The organism is Rahnella sp. BIGb0236, from assembly GCF_004364755.1.
GTDB classification, from domain to species: domain Bacteria; phylum Pseudomonadota; class Gammaproteobacteria; order Enterobacterales; family Enterobacteriaceae; genus Rahnella; species Rahnella victoriana.
The window spans coordinates 520,045-534,884 of sequence record NZ_SOAO01000003.1; the positions used below are offsets into that span (position 1 = coordinate 520,045).

Sequence of the window (14,840 nt, forward strand, 5' to 3'; positions counted from 1 at the left end):
AGGAGGCAGAATGAAAACGCTGCTGATGACAGACAGTTCGCTGGGACAAGCTCGCAGCCAACTGGCGAAAAAATTACTCGCTGCTGCTGCGGCGAAAGCCGGACACCAGCTGACCGAACAGATCGCTGAGGCTGATGTGGTGATCGTTGCCGGTGAAACCGTGCCAGATGACGCGGCACTGACCGGCAAAAACATGTATACCGGCGATGTGGCTGAGGCAGTTCGTGAGCCGGAAGCTTTCCTGCAACGCGCACTGGCCGAAGCCAAACCTTATGTTGCACCGGTTGCGACTGCCGTTGCTGCTCCGGCTGCCAGCGGTCCGAAACGTATCGTCGCAATCACCGCTTGCCCGACCGGTGTGGCTCACACCTTTATGGCTGCGGAAGCGATTGAAACTGAAGCGAAAAAACGTGGCTGGTGGGTCAAAGTTGAAACCCGCGGTTCTGTGGGCGCAGGCAATGCCATCACGCCGGAAGAAGTCGCAGCGGCCGATCTGGTGATCGTCGCGGCAGACATCGAAGTGGATCTGGCGAAATTTGCCGGTAAGCCGATGTACCGCACTTCTACCGGTCTGGCACTGAAAAAGACCAAACAGGAACTGGATAAAGCCCTGGTCGAAGCAGAAGTGTTTTCGCCGGCCTCTCAGGGTGCAGCGACAGGCGCGAAGAAAAAAGAAGCAGGCGGTACGGGTCCTTACCGTCACCTGCTGACCGGCGTGTCTTACATGCTGCCGATGGTGGTGGCGGGCGGTCTGTGTATCGCGCTGTCGTTTGTCTTCGGTATCAAAGCGTTTGAAGTCAAAGGCACACTGGCGGCGGCACTGATGCAAATCGGTGGCGCATCCGCCTTTGCCCTGATGGTTCCTGTGCTGGCAGGCTTTATTGCCTTCTCCATCGCTGACCGTCCGGGTCTGACCCCGGGTCTTATCGGCGGCATGCTGGCGGTGAGCACGGGCGCAGGTTTCCTCGGCGGTATCATTGCCGGTTTCCTGGCGGGTTACGTGGCGAAAGCCATCAGCGGCAAGCTGAAGTTACCGCAAAGTATGGAAGCGCTGAAACCTATCCTGATCATTCCGCTGGTGGCGAGTCTGATTACCGGTCTGGTGATGATTTATGTTGTCGGTACGCCGGTGGCGAAAATCATGGCAGGTCTGACCGCATGGCTGCAATCTCTGGGCACTGCGAATGCGGTACTGCTGGGTGCTATCCTCGGTGCGATGATGTGTACCGACATGGGCGGCCCGGTGAACAAAGCGTCTTACGCCTTTGGTGTCGCCCTGCTGAGTTCTTCCGTCTATGGTCCGATGGCCGCCATCATGGCAGCCGGTATGGTGCCACCGCTGGCCATGGGTCTGGCAACGATTCTGGCGAGCAAGAAGTTCGAGCAGGGTGAACGCGAAGGCGGTAAAGCGGCGCTGGTTCTGGGTCTGTGCTTTATCTCTGAAGGGGCGATCCCGTTCGCGGCCCGTGACCCGATGCGTGTTCTGCCTTGCTGTATCGCCGGTGGCGCGCTGACAGGTGCTCTGTCTATGGCGTTCCATGCGCAACTGATGGCACCGCATGGTGGTCTGTTCGTGCTGCTGATCCCGGGTGCAATTACCCCAATCCTCGGTTATCTGGTGGCGATTATCGCCGGTACCGTGCTGGCGGGTGGTGCATACGCGATTCTGAAACGTTCAGATGCAGCGGTCGCGGCAAAAGCGGCGGCATAACGGTAAATCGTTAAAAGCCAAAAGGCGCGACATGTGAATGTCGCGCCTTTTTTATTGCGCCTTCTCTGCGAAAGAAAAGAGAGTATGGAGCTGAATCTTTCTGTTTTTTTACGCCTCCCCCTGCGAAGGGGGAGGCGGGGAGGGGGTTTTAAGGACTCACATCCTTGCCCATGCACACTTCAGCTTTCGTTTTTGACCTTAATACCCCACCCCAACCCTCCCCTTCGCAGGGGAGGGAGCCGACCGGAATTTACGGTACAAACTACGCGGCGGCTTCGTCATTCTCCGACTTCTGCTGCGCTTTCAGCCAGGCGATTTCATCTTTCCAGATATCCGGATCCACCGTTTCGAGGATCATCGGGATGCCGTCGAAACGGGCATCTTTCATCATCCAGCTAAATACCGTGTTGCCGATATTCCCTTCGCCGAGGCTGTGGTGGCGGTCGACGCGGCTGTTGAACTCGCTTTTCGCGTCGTTGAGGTGCATACCGCGCAGGTATTTAAAGCCCACGACATCTTCAAAGTGTTGAAAGGTTTTCTCGCATTCTTCTACCGTGCGCAGATCGTAGCCCGCGGCAAAAGCGTGGCAGGTATCAATGCAGACGCCGACACGGCTTTTGTCTTCCACGCCGTCGATGATTTTCGCCAGATGCTCGAAACGAAAGCCCAGATTGCTGCCCTGACCGGCGGTGTTTTCGATCACAGCGGTCACGCCTTGGGTTTTATCCAGCGCGATGTTCAGGGATTCAGAAATCCGCTCAAGGCATTTATCTTCTTCGATTTGCATCAGGTGGCTGCCCGGATGGAAATTCAGCAGCGACAGGCCAAGCTGTTCACAACGTTGCAGCTCATCGAGAAACGCCTCGCGGGATTTCTCCAGCGCCTCAGTCACCGGGTGCCCGAGGTTAATCAGATAGCTGTCATGCGGCAAAATCTGGTTGCTCTTGTAACCGTATTTTTCACAGGCCGCTTTGAATTTTTCGATGACATCTTCCGGCAAGGCTGCCGCTTTCCACTGCCGCTGATTCTTGGTGAAAAGCGCAAAAGCCGTGGCTTCCAGTTCGTGTGCCCTCAGAACCGCCTGATCGACACCCCCGGCTGCACTCACGTGTGCTCCCACAAACTTCATTTTTGCTCCTCAGTTATTCATCGCGTTTATGGACGAATGATAGCGCCTCCGGGCAGGAGGCGCAGCACCGAAGTGTTAAAAGTCGCAACATCAGCCAAAAAGATGCTGAACCAGCTGGTTGATACCGGCACCGCCAACAATCAGCCAGATGAACAGCACAGCCGCCAGCAGCATGGGTTTCAGACCCGCCTGACGCAATGCGCTCATGTGAGTGGTCAGGCCGAGAGCCGCCATCGCCATCGCCAGCAACACGGTATCGAGCGTGATCAGCGCCGGGATCCAGCTGTGCGGCAGAATATCCAGTGAGTTAAATGCCGCCACCAGAATGAACAGCAGGGCAAACCAAGGAATGGTGATGTTGCGCATGCCTGCATTCTGACCACCTTGCTGCACCGCTTTGCGAGATTTCCAGCCAGAGAGCAGCAGCAGGAACGGTGCCAGCATCATCACGCGGATCATTTTGGCGATCACTGCTGCATTTTCTGCATCCGGGCTGACACCCTGACCCGCTGCGACGACTTGCGCCACTTCATGCACCGTTGAACCGGTATAGATGCCGAACTGGGCAGCGGTTACGCTCAGCCAGTGGTACTGCGCATTCAGATGCCACAGCCACGGATACAGGAAGATAGCCGCCGTACCGAAGATAACCACGGTCGCCACCGCGACAGTGACCTTCTCTGCTTTAGCTTCCAGCACGGGTTCTGTCGCCATGACCGCCGCCGCGCCGCAAATGCTGCTGCCCGCGCCGATCAGCATGGACGTGTCGCGGTCGAGCTTAAACACCCGCTGACCGAGCCAGCAGGCGAGGGTGAAGGTGGAACACAGCATCAGGGCGTCGATCAGAATACCGGTGGCACCGACATCGGCGATTTGCGCGAACGTCAGCCGCAAGCCGTAAAGAATAATCCCCAGACGCAGCAGCCGCTGTTTCGCCAGCGTTACGCCTTCCTCACACCAGGGTTTTGCCGCCGGATACAGGGTGTTGCCGATCACCATACCGATGACAATCGCCATCGTCAGCGCGCTGAGACCCAGGTGGTTCAGCGCCGGAATATCGCTCAGCCAGACCGCCAGCGCGGTGATCACGCCGGTCAGTGCCAGGCCGGGTAACACGCGGCGCAAAGCTGACAGAAGCGAAACGTCGTGTTTATCCGTCGTCTTTCTCTCTTCGCGTTTAAGCGCAAATGTATTCATCGTCCGTTCCTCGTTCAGGAGTGATGACATAAGGCTACGCCGCGCTTATATAAAAATGAAATTGATTATTACTTTATAACCTATCGATAAAACTGGTATAAAACAGCCATTCAAAAGAGGCCTGCAAGGCGAGGGTCTATACTAAAAAGAACGGGCGTGCAGTCAGGCGCAGGAGAATAGCGGGACATTTATGCACATAACATTGCGACAACTTGAAGTTTTCGCCGAAGTGCTGAAAAGCGGTTCGACCACGCAGGCATCGGTTGTGCTCTCCTTATCACAATCGGCAGTCAGTGCGGCGCTGGCCGATATCGAAGGTCAACTGGGCGTGCAGTTATTTGACCGTGTCGGTAAGCGGCTGGTCATTAATGAACACGGGCGTTTGTTGTATCCGAAGGCGCTGGCCTTGCTTGAACAGGCCGGTGAAATCGAGCGTCTGTTCAATCACGATAACGGTTCGCTGCGCATCGGTGCCAGCAGCACGATCGGCAACTATATGTTACCGGCGATGATCGCCGATTACCGGCTGGATTATCCGGCGACACCGCTGGAGCTGAACGTCGGTAACACCAATGACGTCATTAACGCGGTGGCGGATTTTCGTGTTGACCTCGGTTTGATCGAAGGCCCCTGTCAGGTACCGGAACTGATCACCCAGCCCTGGCTGGATGACGAACTGGTGGTGTTTGTCGCGCCGGAAAATCCGCTGGCGGGCAAAGTGGCATCGCTCGAATCGCTGGCGCGGGAACCCTGGATCCTGCGTGAGCGCGGCTCCGGTACACGCGAGGTGTTGGATCATCTGCTGTTGCCGCAGTTGCCGGATTTTAATCTGGTCATGGAACTGGGGAATTCCGAAGCGATCAAGCACGCGGTACGTCATGGCATCGGCATCAGCTGTCTGTCGCGTCGGGTCATTGCCGAACAACTGAGCAGCGGTTCACTGGTGGAAATTCCGTTGCCGGTGGCCCCGCTGGTGCGCAAACTTTATCTGATCCATCACCGCCAGAAACATATCTCCGGTGCATTATCACGGTTTCTTACGTATTGCCGTGAAACCCGATAATGGTCTTTCACTAATGATCGGCGGCCTGTTATGAAGGTGTCTTATAACAGGTCGTTCCTGCTATTCAGAGCGGCAGGTTTTGCTACAATCCGCGCTTAAATTTCCACATGACGAGCGGATATAGGGTAAAAATGGCTCAACAACCTACAAAAAATACGCAGGTGGCTCCCACACTGCGTCGCGAGCTGAAGGCACGTCACTTAACGATGATCGCCATCGGCGGTTCAATTGGTACGGGTTTATTTGTCGCCTCCGGCGCGACGGTTTCTCAGGCAGGGCCGGGTGGGGCGCTGCTCTCCTACGCATTAATCGGCATCATGGTGTACTTCCTGATGACCAGTCTCGGTGAGCTGGCGGCGTTCATGCCGGTCTCCGGTTCATTCTCTACCTACGGCTCACGCTATGTTGAAGAAGGCTTCGGTTTCGCACTGGGCTGGAACTACTGGTACAACTGGGCCGTCACCATCGCGGTTGACCTGGTGGCCTCGCAGCTGGTGATGAACTACTGGTTCCCGGACACGCCGGGCTGGATCTGGAGCGCCTTGTTCCTCGGTCTGATCTTCCTGCTCAACTACATTTCCGTGCGCGGTTTTGGCGAAGCGGAATACTGGTTCTCACTGATCAAAGTCGTGACGGTCATCATCTTTATCGCCGTCGGCGTCCTGATGATCACCGGCATTATGCGCGGTGCGGAAACAGCGGGCTGGCACAACTGGACCCTCGGTGATGCGCCGTTTGCGGGTGGTTTTGCCTCGATGATTGGGGTGGCGATGATTGTCGGCTTCTCCTTCCAGGGCACTGAACTGATCGGTGTCGCGGCGGGCGAATCGGAAAATCCGGGTAAAAATATTCCGCGCGCCGTGCGTCAGGTTTTCTGGCGTATCCTGCTGTTCTATATTCTGGCGATTCTGGTGATCAGCCTGATCATCCCTTATACCGATCCAAGCCTGTTGCGTAATGAAGTGGGCGATATCTCCGTCAGCCCGTTCACGCTGGTGTTCCGCAATGCCGGTCTGCTGTCGGCTGCGGCGGTAATGAATGCGGTGATCCTGACGGCGGTATTGTCTGCCGGTAACTCCGGGATGTACGCCTCAACCCGTATGCTGTTTACGCTGGCAAGCGAAGGCAAAGCGCCGCGCATGTTCGCTAAACTGTCGAAAGGCGGTGTGCCGCGTAACGCACTGTACGCCACCACTATCGTGGCTGCGCTGTGCTTCCTGAGTTCAATGTTTGGTAATCAGACCGTGTACCTGTGGCTGCTGAACACCTCAGGGATGACCGGTTTTATCGCCTGGCTGGGCATTGCCGTCAGTCATTACCGCTTCCGTCGCGGTTACGTCTCTCAGGGACGTGATCTGAAGAAACTGCCTTATCTGTCCGGCTTCTTCCCGTTCGGTCCGGTCTTTGCCTTTGTGCTGTGTCTGATCATCACGCTGGGTCAGAACTATCAGGCCTTCCTGAAAGACACCATTGACTGGGGCGGCGTGGCAGCGACTTACATCGGCCTGCCTCTGTTCCTGATCATCTGGTTCGGCTACAAGCTGAGCAAAGGCACCAAAGTGGTGAAATACAGAGAAATGGAATTCCCGGAACACGTTGATAAATAAGTGACGGAACGTTCTTGCTGCTGAGAAGCGGAGCCACGGCTCCGCTTTTTTTATGTCCGGGATCCACGGCGGGGAGACACCACGTCATGTTTTGTTACCCCGCCGTTTAATCTGAACGCCTGATAGGTTTTGCAAAACACATTGATAATTATTATCATTTCTTTCCTTCCTACGGGAACCGCAGAGCACGTCTCCCGCCGTAAGTTCTTAACTTAATGAGATTGAAGCGAAAATGAGTGCAACTACCGAACCCGCTCTGGCGGTGAAAGGCAATGCCGAACACAGCGTGATGGGGCGATATCAGAATATTGTGCGCCGCCGTCTGTTGATCATGCTGGTACTGGTTCTGGCGATTGTCGTCTCACTGGTGATTGATTTTGTGATGGGGCCTTCGGGGTTGTCACTGGGCACGCTGTGGAAAACGCTGTTTGACGCCGCGTCGGCAGATCCGGGTACGCGGGTCATTGTCTGGGATATCCGCCTGCCGTACGCGCTGATGGCGGTGGCGGTCGGGATGTCGCTGGGTCTGGCGGGCGCTGAAATGCAAACCATCCTGAACAACCCGCTGGCCAGCCCGTTTACTCTCGGCGTCTCCTCGGCGGCGGCGTTTGGTGCCGCGCTGGCGATCGTGCTCGGTATCGGTATTCCGGGCATTCCCGACCAGTGGTTTATCTCCGCCAACGCCTTTATTTTTGCGCTGTTAGCGGCACTGATGCTCGACGGCATTACCCGCTGGACGCGCGTCGCCAGTTCCGGCGTGGTGCTGTTTGGTATCGCGCTGGTCTTTACGTTCAACGCACTGGTTTCGCTGATGCAATTCATCGCCACCGAAGACACCTTACAGGGGCTGGTCTTCTGGACGATGGGCAGTCTGGCGCGGGCGTCGTGGGTAAAACTCGGCGTGATGGTGCTGGCCTTCCTGATTTTGCTGCCGTGGTCGATGATGAGCGCGTGGAAACTCACCGCGCTGCGTCTGGGTGAAGATCGCGCCGTCAGCTTTGGTATTGATGTCCGTCGTCTGCGCCTCGGCACCTTACTGCGTATCAGTATTCTTTCCGCGCTGGCGGTGGCGTTTGTCGGGCCGATTGGCTTTATCGGTCTGGTCGCGCCGCACATCGCCCGCCTGATGTTTGGTGAGGATCACCGTTTCTATCTGCCTGCCAGTGCGCTGATTGGCGCGCTGGTGTTATCCATGGCGTCGGTGGCGTCGAAAAATCTGGTGCCGGGCGTCATTATTCCTGTCGGTATCGTGACCTCGCTGGTCGGCGTACCGTTCTTCCTGAGCATTATTCTTCGTCACCGGGGGAACGTCTGATGTCAGCCATGCCGGAAATACAGCCTGAGGATCTGCTGAACGCCGCCACCCAGGGGCTGCAAATTCGTGATTTCAATGCCGGTTACCCGAAGCGTCATGTGATCCGCCATCTCAATGTGCCGATGCTGCCGCGCGGTAAAATTACCGTTCTGCTCGGGCCAAACGGCAGCGGGAAATCGACGTTACTGCGTTCGCTTGCCGGTCTTAATCGTGCGGAAGGGCAGTTGCTGCTCGACGGCCACGACTTAATGCCGATGCCGTTTGCCCGCCGTGCGGAGCAGGTCGTTTACCTGCCGCAAACCCTGCCAGCGGGCGTCCATCTGCATGTGCTGGAATCCATTATCGTGGCGCAGCGCGCGTCCGGTGGGAAAGGTAAACAGGCGGAGGGCACTGATAAAGTGATGGCGCTGCTGCGTCAGCTGGGAATCGAACATCTGGCGCTGAGTTATCTCGATCAGCTTTCCGGCGGGCAGAAACAGCTGGTGGGTCTGGCGCAATCGCTGATCCGCCAGCCTTCGCTGTTACTGCTCGACGAACCGCTCAGTGCGCTGGATCTCAACTATCAGTTCCATGTCATGGATCTGGTGCGCAAGGAAACGCAGAAACGCCATATCGTGACCGTGGTTGTTGTGCATGACATCAACATCGCCCTGCGTCATGGCGATCGGGTGCTGATGCTCAAGGACGGTAATCTGATCGCCGATGGCGCGCCGGAAGACGTGATAACTCCCGACAGTCTGGCGCGGGTTTACGGCGTACGCGGAAGGATTGAGCGTTGCTCGCAGGGGACACCGCAGATATTGATTGACGGGCTAGTGGGGGATCCCGAGATTTAACGTTATGTCCTGACAAAAGGCAGACATTACTCAGGCGTTCACCGATCCGCTCCCTCCCCTGCGAAGGGGAGGGCCGGGGTGGGGTATTAACGCAAACACATTGGGTGACGTTTCCGCTCAGGCCATTGATCTACAGTCTAAAACCCCCTCCCAACCTCCCCCTTCGCAGGGGGAGGAGCAAACCGCAACGGGCTTACTTCCCGTTCCACGCCTTCAGATTCTGATCCCGCGCAGACAATTTCTGCTCAGGCGTCAGCTTGTTGTAATCCTTCGCCAGACCGCTCTCCCAGTCGCCGTATAACGGGTTCGGCAGCACGATATATTGGGTGCCAAAGTGCTGATGATTCTGGTTCACAAACGCACGGCGCTGCTCGTTGCCCTGATGATAGGTCGCGGCACCAAAGTCATTCAGGTTGTCACCGATGTAAATCACCACGTGATAACCGGCGGCTTTAATGGAATCAAAACGCGCCTGTTTATTCGAGGTGTCTGAACTCAGCAGCATGGTTTTTTCATTGGCACCGGTGAAGCCCAGACGGTTCATGTTGTCGAGGGTAGCGGCGTATTCACTGGTTTTACGGTTTGACACGTAGAACATGGTGCCGCCGTGGGAATTGACATAGTTAGCGAACTCAACAGCGCCGGGAATGGCCGTGGCCTGACGGGCAGCAGTCCATTGCGACCAGGTTTTGCTGTCAAACGGCTGATTGGCTTTGACCTGCCAGGCGCTGTAGGCACTGTTATCCAGCATGGTTTCATCCAGATCCACCACCACCGCTTTCTTCTGACCTGCCAGCGGCTGCGCCTGATCGTAAGCCATCTTCGCTGTATTAAACGCCTGATACGCCAGCGCCTGATATTCACCGGATTGCTGGAACCAGTTCAGCGCCATCACCGACTGATCATTGAGTTTCTGCTGGGCATCAGGTTTTTGCTGCGCACAGCCGCTGAGGGCCAGCATGATTAAGGCACTGGTGGTGCAAAGTGTCATTTTATTCATTGGTCATCCCTATGCTTGTTAAGAAAGATTCGCATTTATGAAAATCGTTAAAACTGTAGCAGATTCAGCGGGATGTGAAACAAGAAATGACGGGTTACGCGAGATGTCGCGGAAAATCATAAAAATAAAAAAGGCCGGAGGGTGAGTCCGGCCGAAGAAAATCAAGACAGAGAATAATAATGAGGTGGTAAAGCGCCTGTTTTAATAACGGATTGTCAGAACTGATAAACCAGGCCGACAGCCGTCACGTCGTCGTTATTCAGACCGAGTTTGTTGTCGTCGTCCAGCTCGTTGATTTTATAATCAACATAGGCAGACATATTTTTGTTGAAATAATAGGTCGCGCCGACGTCGATATATTTAACCAGGTCAACATCACCGATGCCTTCAATATCTTTGCCTTTGGTCTGCACATAACCCAGAGAAGGACGAAGACCAAAGTCAAATTGATATTGTGCGACCGCTTCCACGGTCTGTGTTTTATTTGCAAAACCGCTGCCTGCTGGCGCGCTGGCAATACCTGCCGGCACAGTAATGGCGATCATATTACGGGTTTCCGCATACATCGCGGCTAAATATACCCCGTTGTCATCATATTTCAGGCCGCCGGTCCAGGCGTCTGCTTTATCGCCTTTGCCGTACGCGGAGGTGCTCTGGCCGATAGTGCGGTCAGAGGACGCGTAGGCGCCACCGATGCTCACGCCGGTATCACCGAGTGCGTAAGTGGTGGAAAGGGCGTAACCGTCGCCGTTCGCGGTGCTGTTGCCGCGACCGTCATTTTCGTTTTTACCCTGATACTGAACGGCCACATTCAGGCCATCAACCAGACCGAAGAAGCCACGGTTACGGTAGGTGGCCACGCCGTTGGTACGGCCCGTCATGAAGCGGTCTGCCTTGGTGTAGCCGTCGCCGCCGAACTCAGGGAACATATCGGTCCAGGCTTCGACGTCATACAGTGCGCCGTAGTTACGACCGTAGTCGAAAGAGCCGTACTGACCGAATTTCAGACCGGCAAAGCCCAGACGGGTTTTGGTGCCGGTGGTGCTGGCTGTCTTGCTGTCGGATTCAGCATGGTTAGCCATGATGTTGTATTCCCACTGGCCGTAACCGGTGATCAGGTCGTTAATTTGCGTCTGACCTTTAAAACCGAAACGCACATAACTCTGGTCGCCGTCGTTGCTGTCAGAATCAGAGAAATAATGCAGACCTTTTACTTTACCGTACAGGTCAAGTTTATTGCCGTCTTTATTATAAATTTCCGCTGCGTGTGCGCCTGATGCCATCAATAAACCAGGAATTAAAAGTGCCAGAATGTTACGTTTCATCAATTTTTACCCTGCATTCTTTTATTAAAAGCTTTTCATAAAAGCTTTATATGAAGTCTTGTGAAAAGACGCTGTTCATCATTGTTTGCTGTGCATTCCGTATGGACTCGGATTTTTCTCAGCGAGAGTTTTTTACCGTATATTTGTGATCAATTTATGACAGGCAGAAATGAACTTTTTCTTTTTTTACACGTCCTCCGTTTTTTCTGCACAATTTTTATTCAGGCAAAAAGCCCGGAATTAAGATTTCGGGCTGCGCCCGATGCCGGTCTGTGTGACAATAGCGGCCACATTCCGGTCACGACCTTCAACCAAAAAGAGATGCATGGCGCTTTCCCCCTCAGTTAAAAATCAGATAAGCCAGTGGTACAAAGCCCTGCAACAGCAAATCCCGGACTTCATTTCCCGCGCTCCGCAACGTCAGATGATTGCCGAGGTGGCGAAAGCGTTCTCGGGGGATTCCGCACGGCATCTGGCCATCGAGGCGCCCACCGGCGTCGGGAAAACGCTGTCTTATCTCATTCCCGGCATTGCCGTCAGTCGCGAAGAAGAAAAGCCGCTGATCGTAAGCACCGCCAACGTGGCGTTGCAGGATCAGATTTACAGCAAAGATTTACCGCTGCTGAAAAAAATTATTCCCGATCTGAAATTCACCGGCGCGTTCGGGCGCGGCCGTTATGTCTGCCCGCGTAATCTGGCGGCGATGAGTAATGAAAATGCGCAGGGCGATCTCGGGTTATTTCTCGGCGATGAACTGGCACCCTCGAGCGGCGAAGAACAAAAGTTCTGTAAAACGCTGGAAACCGCGCTTTCCCGTTACGAATGGGACGGACTGCGCGATCACTATCAGAAAACGATCGACGATCCGCTGTGGATTAAAATCAGCACTGACAAAGCCAACTGCCTCAGCCGCAACTGTCACTATTTCCGCGAATGCCCGTATTTCGTGGCGCGCAAAGAGATTGAAAGCGCTGACGTGGTGGTGACCAACCACGCGCTGGTGATGGCCGCGCTGGAATCCGAATCGGTACTTCCGCCCGCGAAAGACTTGCTGCTGGTGCTCGACGAAGGCCACCATCTGCCGGAAGTGGCGCGCGATGCGCTGGAAGTCGATGCGGAAATTACCGCCGTGTGGAATCACCTGCAACTCGACAATTTTGTGCGTCAGATTGAGCAATGTCTGGCGTTGTTTACCCCGAAAAATCCGCCGCCGCTGACCAATGCTGAACGTCTGCACAATCATTGCGCTGAAATGCGCGAATTGCTGCTGCTGGTCGAGCAATCCGTCAGCCAGTATCTGCCGCCTGCGGAACCGGAAGCCGAATACCGTTTCGAACTGGGCGCCTTGCCGCCGGAACTGACTGAACAGTGCAGCCGCCTGTTCAAGCTGACTGACGGCCTGCGCAGTCTGGCGGAATATATGGTGAATGATCTCAGCGAAAAGACCGGCAAACACGACATTATGCGGCTGCACCGCGCCATTTTGCACATGAGCCGGATGCAGGGTTATCTCGAAACCATGAGCAAACTGTGGCGGCTGGCGGCGCTGGATAAAGCCTCGAACGCGCCGATCGGTAAATGGGTGACGCGTTCCTATTTCGATAACCAGACGCATCTGGTGTTTCACTGCGCCGGGATCCGCGTCAGTGAGCAGCTGGAAAAAATGCTCTGGCGTAAAGTGCCGCATGTGGTGATCACTTCCGCCACGCTGCGGTCGCTGAACAGTTTCTCGCGGTTGCAGGAAATGAGCGGGCTGACGGAAAAAGCCGGTGACCGTTTCGTCAGTCTGGATTCGCCGTTTAATCACGTCGAACAGGGCAAGCTGGTCATTCCGCAAATGATCCACGAACCGCTGATGGCTAACGAAGCGGCACATATTCAGGAAATGGCGGATTTTTTCCGCACCGAACTGGCGAAAGGCGGACACACCGGGCAACTGGTGCTGTTTGCCAGCAACCGCGCGCTACAGCAGTTTGTGTCCCTGCTGCCGGACCTGCGGCTGATGCTGCTGGTGCAGGGCGATCAGCCGCGCTACCGGCTGGTAGAAGAGCACCGCAAGCGGGTGGCGGCGGGCACGACCAGCGTGCTGGTGGGGCTGCAATCGTTCGCCGAGGGGTTAGATCTGAAAGGCGAACTGCTGACGCAGGTGCATATTCATAAGATCGCGTTCCCCCCTATCGACAGTCCGGTTATTCTGACGGAAGGCGAATGGCTGAAAACACTGAAACGTTATCCGTTTGAAGTGCAGAGTTTGCCGAGTGCGTCATTCAATCTGATCCAGCAGGTCGGGCGGCTGATCCGCAGCCATGAATGCACCGGCGAAATCGTCATTTACGATAAACGTCTGCTGACAAAAAACTATGGCGCACGCCTGCTGGCGGCATTGCCGGTGTTCCCGATTGAGCAGCGTGAAATGCCCGCGCCCGGTTCGGTGAAACGCCCCGATATTCTTAAAACCGCGAAGAAAGATCCGGTTCGTCGCCGTGCACGCAGACGATGACTTTTTTCGGACAGACAAGGTAAGGCTACGATGGATTACACCAAACTTATCAAAGAAGTGGGGCGCGGAAAAAATCACGCCCGGGATCTGGATCGGGAACAATCGCACGCGCTGTATCGCGAGATGCTGGCAGGTGAAGTGCCGGATTTACAGCTGGGGGCGCTGCTGATTGCGTTTCGTATTAAAGGCGAAGCGGAAGAAGAAATGCTGGGTTTTTATCAGGCGATGGCAGAAAGCGTTATGCGCCTGCAGGCCCCGGCAGACCGTCCGCTGCCGGTGGTGATCCCCACCTATAACGGCGCGCGTAAACAGGCGAACCTGACGCCGCTGCTGGCCATCTTGCTCAGCCGTCTGGGGCTGCCGGTGCTGGTGCATGGCGTGGATGAAGATCCGACCCGGATCACCAGTGCCGAGATTTTCCGCGCGCTGGGTATCCCCGCCGCACAAAACCAGCAGGAAGCGCAGCAGCAGCTGGATGCCGCCAGCGGACCGGTCTTTGTGCCGATCTCCGTGCTGTGTGCGCCCATTGAGAAGCAGCTCGCCCTGCGCTGGCAGATGGGGGTTCGCAACAGCAGCCATACGCTGGCGAAACTGATCACACCGTTTACCGGTCAGGATTGCCTGCGCTTATCGAGCGTTTCGCACCCGGAATATGTGCAGCGCGTTTCCTCGTTCTTCCGCCAGATCGATGGCCGCGCCTTACTGACGCAGGGCACCGAGGGCGAAGTGTATGCTAACCCGTCACGCTTCCCGCAGACGCACCTGATCGCCGCCGGAGTTCAGCAGGTGCTGGCAGAAAAAGAAGAGATTTTCGCCGCGGACGTGCCTGCCTCGAAAGACGTGGCGACCACCGTCGAATACATCAATCAGTGTCTGAATGGCGGGCGCGCGATCCCGCAGGCGATCATCACGCAACTGGCGTGTTGTCTGGTGGCCGCAGAGGTTTGTGCCGATATGGTTGAGGCCAGAATGATTGTGGATCAGATATTTTAAAAGCCGGGAATGAGCTAAGTTAGCTCCTCCCCCTGTGAAGGGGGTCGGGTATTAAGGTCAAAATCAGGCGTTTAAGTGTGCTTAAGCATGGGTTTCGCCTTTAATACCCCCTCCCGGCCTCCCCCTTCGCAGGGGGAGGAGTTAAAAAACAGCCCTTATTACTC

11 protein-coding genes are annotated in these 14,840 nt (G+C 55.6%); 7 read left to right on the top strand and 4 right to left on the bottom strand.

The window, feature by feature from the left end; all coding sequences use genetic code 11:
• Positions 1 to 10 precede the first annotated feature (10 nt).
• A complete protein-coding gene (fruA, locus tag EDF78_RS09185) occupies positions 11 to 1,711 on the top strand; it encodes a PTS fructose transporter subunit IIBC (protein ID WP_119822542.1) in 1,701 nt (566 codons plus the stop codon).
• Between the two features lie 262 nt (positions 1,712 to 1,973).
• On the opposite strand, the gene nfo is transcribed toward fruA, so the two are convergent.
• Both nfo and EDF78_RS09195 read right to left on the bottom strand, forming a co-directional pair.
• Positions 1,974 to 2,840: a deoxyribonuclease IV gene (nfo, locus tag EDF78_RS09190; RefSeq protein WP_095922776.1), complete on the bottom strand. Its 867-nt coding sequence runs from the start codon at positions 2,838 to 2,840 to the stop codon at positions 1,974 to 1,976.
• A 90-nt stretch (positions 2,841 to 2,930) separates the two neighbouring features.
• On the bottom strand, positions 2,931 to 4,037 hold the full coding sequence (locus tag EDF78_RS09195) for a YeiH family protein (protein ID WP_133822955.1): 1,107 nt from the start codon (positions 4,035 to 4,037) through the stop codon (positions 2,931 to 2,933).
• A 190-nt stretch (positions 4,038 to 4,227) separates the two neighbouring features.
• Between EDF78_RS09195 and yieE the strand changes: the two genes are divergently transcribed.
• The 4 genes from yieE to EDF78_RS09215 all read left to right on the top strand — a co-directional run bounded on the left by yieE (position 4,228) and on the right by EDF78_RS09215 (position 8,858).
• The gene (yieE, locus tag EDF78_RS09200) at positions 4,228 to 5,100 is read left to right on the top strand and encodes a DNA-binding transcriptional regulator YeiE (protein ID WP_095922774.1); all 873 of its coding nucleotides are present in this window, start codon (positions 4,228 to 4,230) and stop codon (positions 5,098 to 5,100) included.
• A gap of 131 nt (positions 5,101 to 5,231) precedes the next feature.
• Positions 5,232 to 6,707, top strand: a complete 1,476-nt coding sequence (locus tag EDF78_RS09205) for an amino acid permease (protein ID WP_133822956.1) — start codon at positions 5,232 to 5,234, stop codon at positions 6,705 to 6,707.
• Positions 6,708 to 6,939: 232 nt separating this feature from the next.
• Positions 6,940 to 8,022, top strand: a complete 1,083-nt coding sequence (locus EDF78_RS09210) for an iron ABC transporter permease (protein WP_095922772.1) — start codon at positions 6,940 to 6,942, stop codon at positions 8,020 to 8,022.
• On the top strand, positions 8,022 to 8,858 hold the full coding sequence (locus tag EDF78_RS09215; RefSeq protein ID WP_133822957.1) for an ABC transporter ATP-binding protein: 837 nt from the start codon (positions 8,022 to 8,024) through the stop codon (positions 8,856 to 8,858). Before EDF78_RS09210 ends, EDF78_RS09215 begins: the two co-directional genes overlap by 1 nt.
• A 193-nt stretch (positions 8,859 to 9,051) precedes the next feature.
• Here the strand turns inward: EDF78_RS09215 and EDF78_RS09220 are convergent, their stop codons facing one another.
• Together EDF78_RS09220 and ompC are read right to left on the bottom strand one after the other, a co-directional pair.
• A complete protein-coding gene (locus EDF78_RS09220) occupies positions 9,052 to 9,858 on the bottom strand; it encodes a 5'-nucleotidase, lipoprotein e(P4) family (RefSeq protein ID WP_119822537.1) in 807 nt (268 codons plus the stop codon).
• A gap of 215 nt (positions 9,859 to 10,073) precedes the next feature.
• Positions 10,074 to 11,183: a porin OmpC gene (ompC, locus tag EDF78_RS09225; protein WP_133822958.1), complete on the bottom strand. Its 1,110-nt coding sequence runs from the start codon at positions 11,181 to 11,183 to the stop codon at positions 10,074 to 10,076.
• A 325-nt stretch (positions 11,184 to 11,508) separates the two neighbouring features.
• On the opposite strand from ompC, the gene dinG reads away from it, so the two are divergent.
• Together dinG and ybiB are read left to right on the top strand one after the other, a co-directional pair.
• Entirely contained in the window at positions 11,509 to 13,683 is a 2,175-nt protein-coding gene (gene dinG / locus EDF78_RS09230; RefSeq protein WP_133822959.1) for an ATP-dependent DNA helicase DinG, read from the top strand.
• A 30-nt stretch (positions 13,684 to 13,713) separates the two neighbouring features.
• Entirely contained in the window at positions 13,714 to 14,676 is a 963-nt protein-coding gene (gene ybiB / locus EDF78_RS09235) for a DNA-binding protein YbiB (RefSeq protein ID WP_133822960.1), read from the top strand.
• Positions 14,677 to 14,840 lie beyond the last annotated feature (164 nt).

Bases quoted from the DNA above. Each gene is read 5' to 3' on its own strand.
- EDF78_RS09195 (WP_133822955.1), bottom strand. From the start codon at position 4,037: ATGAATACATTTGCGCTTAAACGCGAAGAGAGAAAGACGACGGATAAA.
- ompC (WP_133822958.1), bottom strand. From the start codon at position 11,183: ATGAAACGTAACATTCTGGCACTTTTAATTCCTGGTTTATTGATGGCA.
- yieE (WP_095922774.1), top strand. From the start codon at position 4,228: ATGCACATAACATTGCGACAACTTGAAGTTTTCGCCGAAGTGCTGAAA.
- EDF78_RS09210 (WP_095922772.1), top strand. From the start codon at position 6,940: ATGAGTGCAACTACCGAACCCGCTCTGGCGGTGAAAGGCAATGCCGAA.
- dinG (WP_133822959.1), top strand. From the start codon at position 11,509: ATGGCGCTTTCCCCCTCAGTTAAAAATCAGATAAGCCAGTGGTACAAA.
- nfo (WP_095922776.1), bottom strand. From the start codon at position 2,840: ATGAAGTTTGTGGGAGCACACGTGAGTGCAGCCGGGGGTGTCGATCAG.
- EDF78_RS09205 (WP_133822956.1), top strand. From the start codon at position 5,232: ATGGCTCAACAACCTACAAAAAATACGCAGGTGGCTCCCACACTGCGT.
- fruA (WP_119822542.1), top strand. From the start codon at position 11: ATGAAAACGCTGCTGATGACAGACAGTTCGCTGGGACAAGCTCGCAGC.
- EDF78_RS09220 (WP_119822537.1), bottom strand. From the start codon at position 9,858: ATGAATAAAATGACACTTTGCACCACCAGTGCCTTAATCATGCTGGCC.
- ybiB (WP_133822960.1), top strand. From the start codon at position 13,714: ATGGATTACACCAAACTTATCAAAGAAGTGGGGCGCGGAAAAAATCAC.
- EDF78_RS09215 (WP_133822957.1), top strand. From the start codon at position 8,022: ATGTCAGCCATGCCGGAAATACAGCCTGAGGATCTGCTGAACGCCGCC.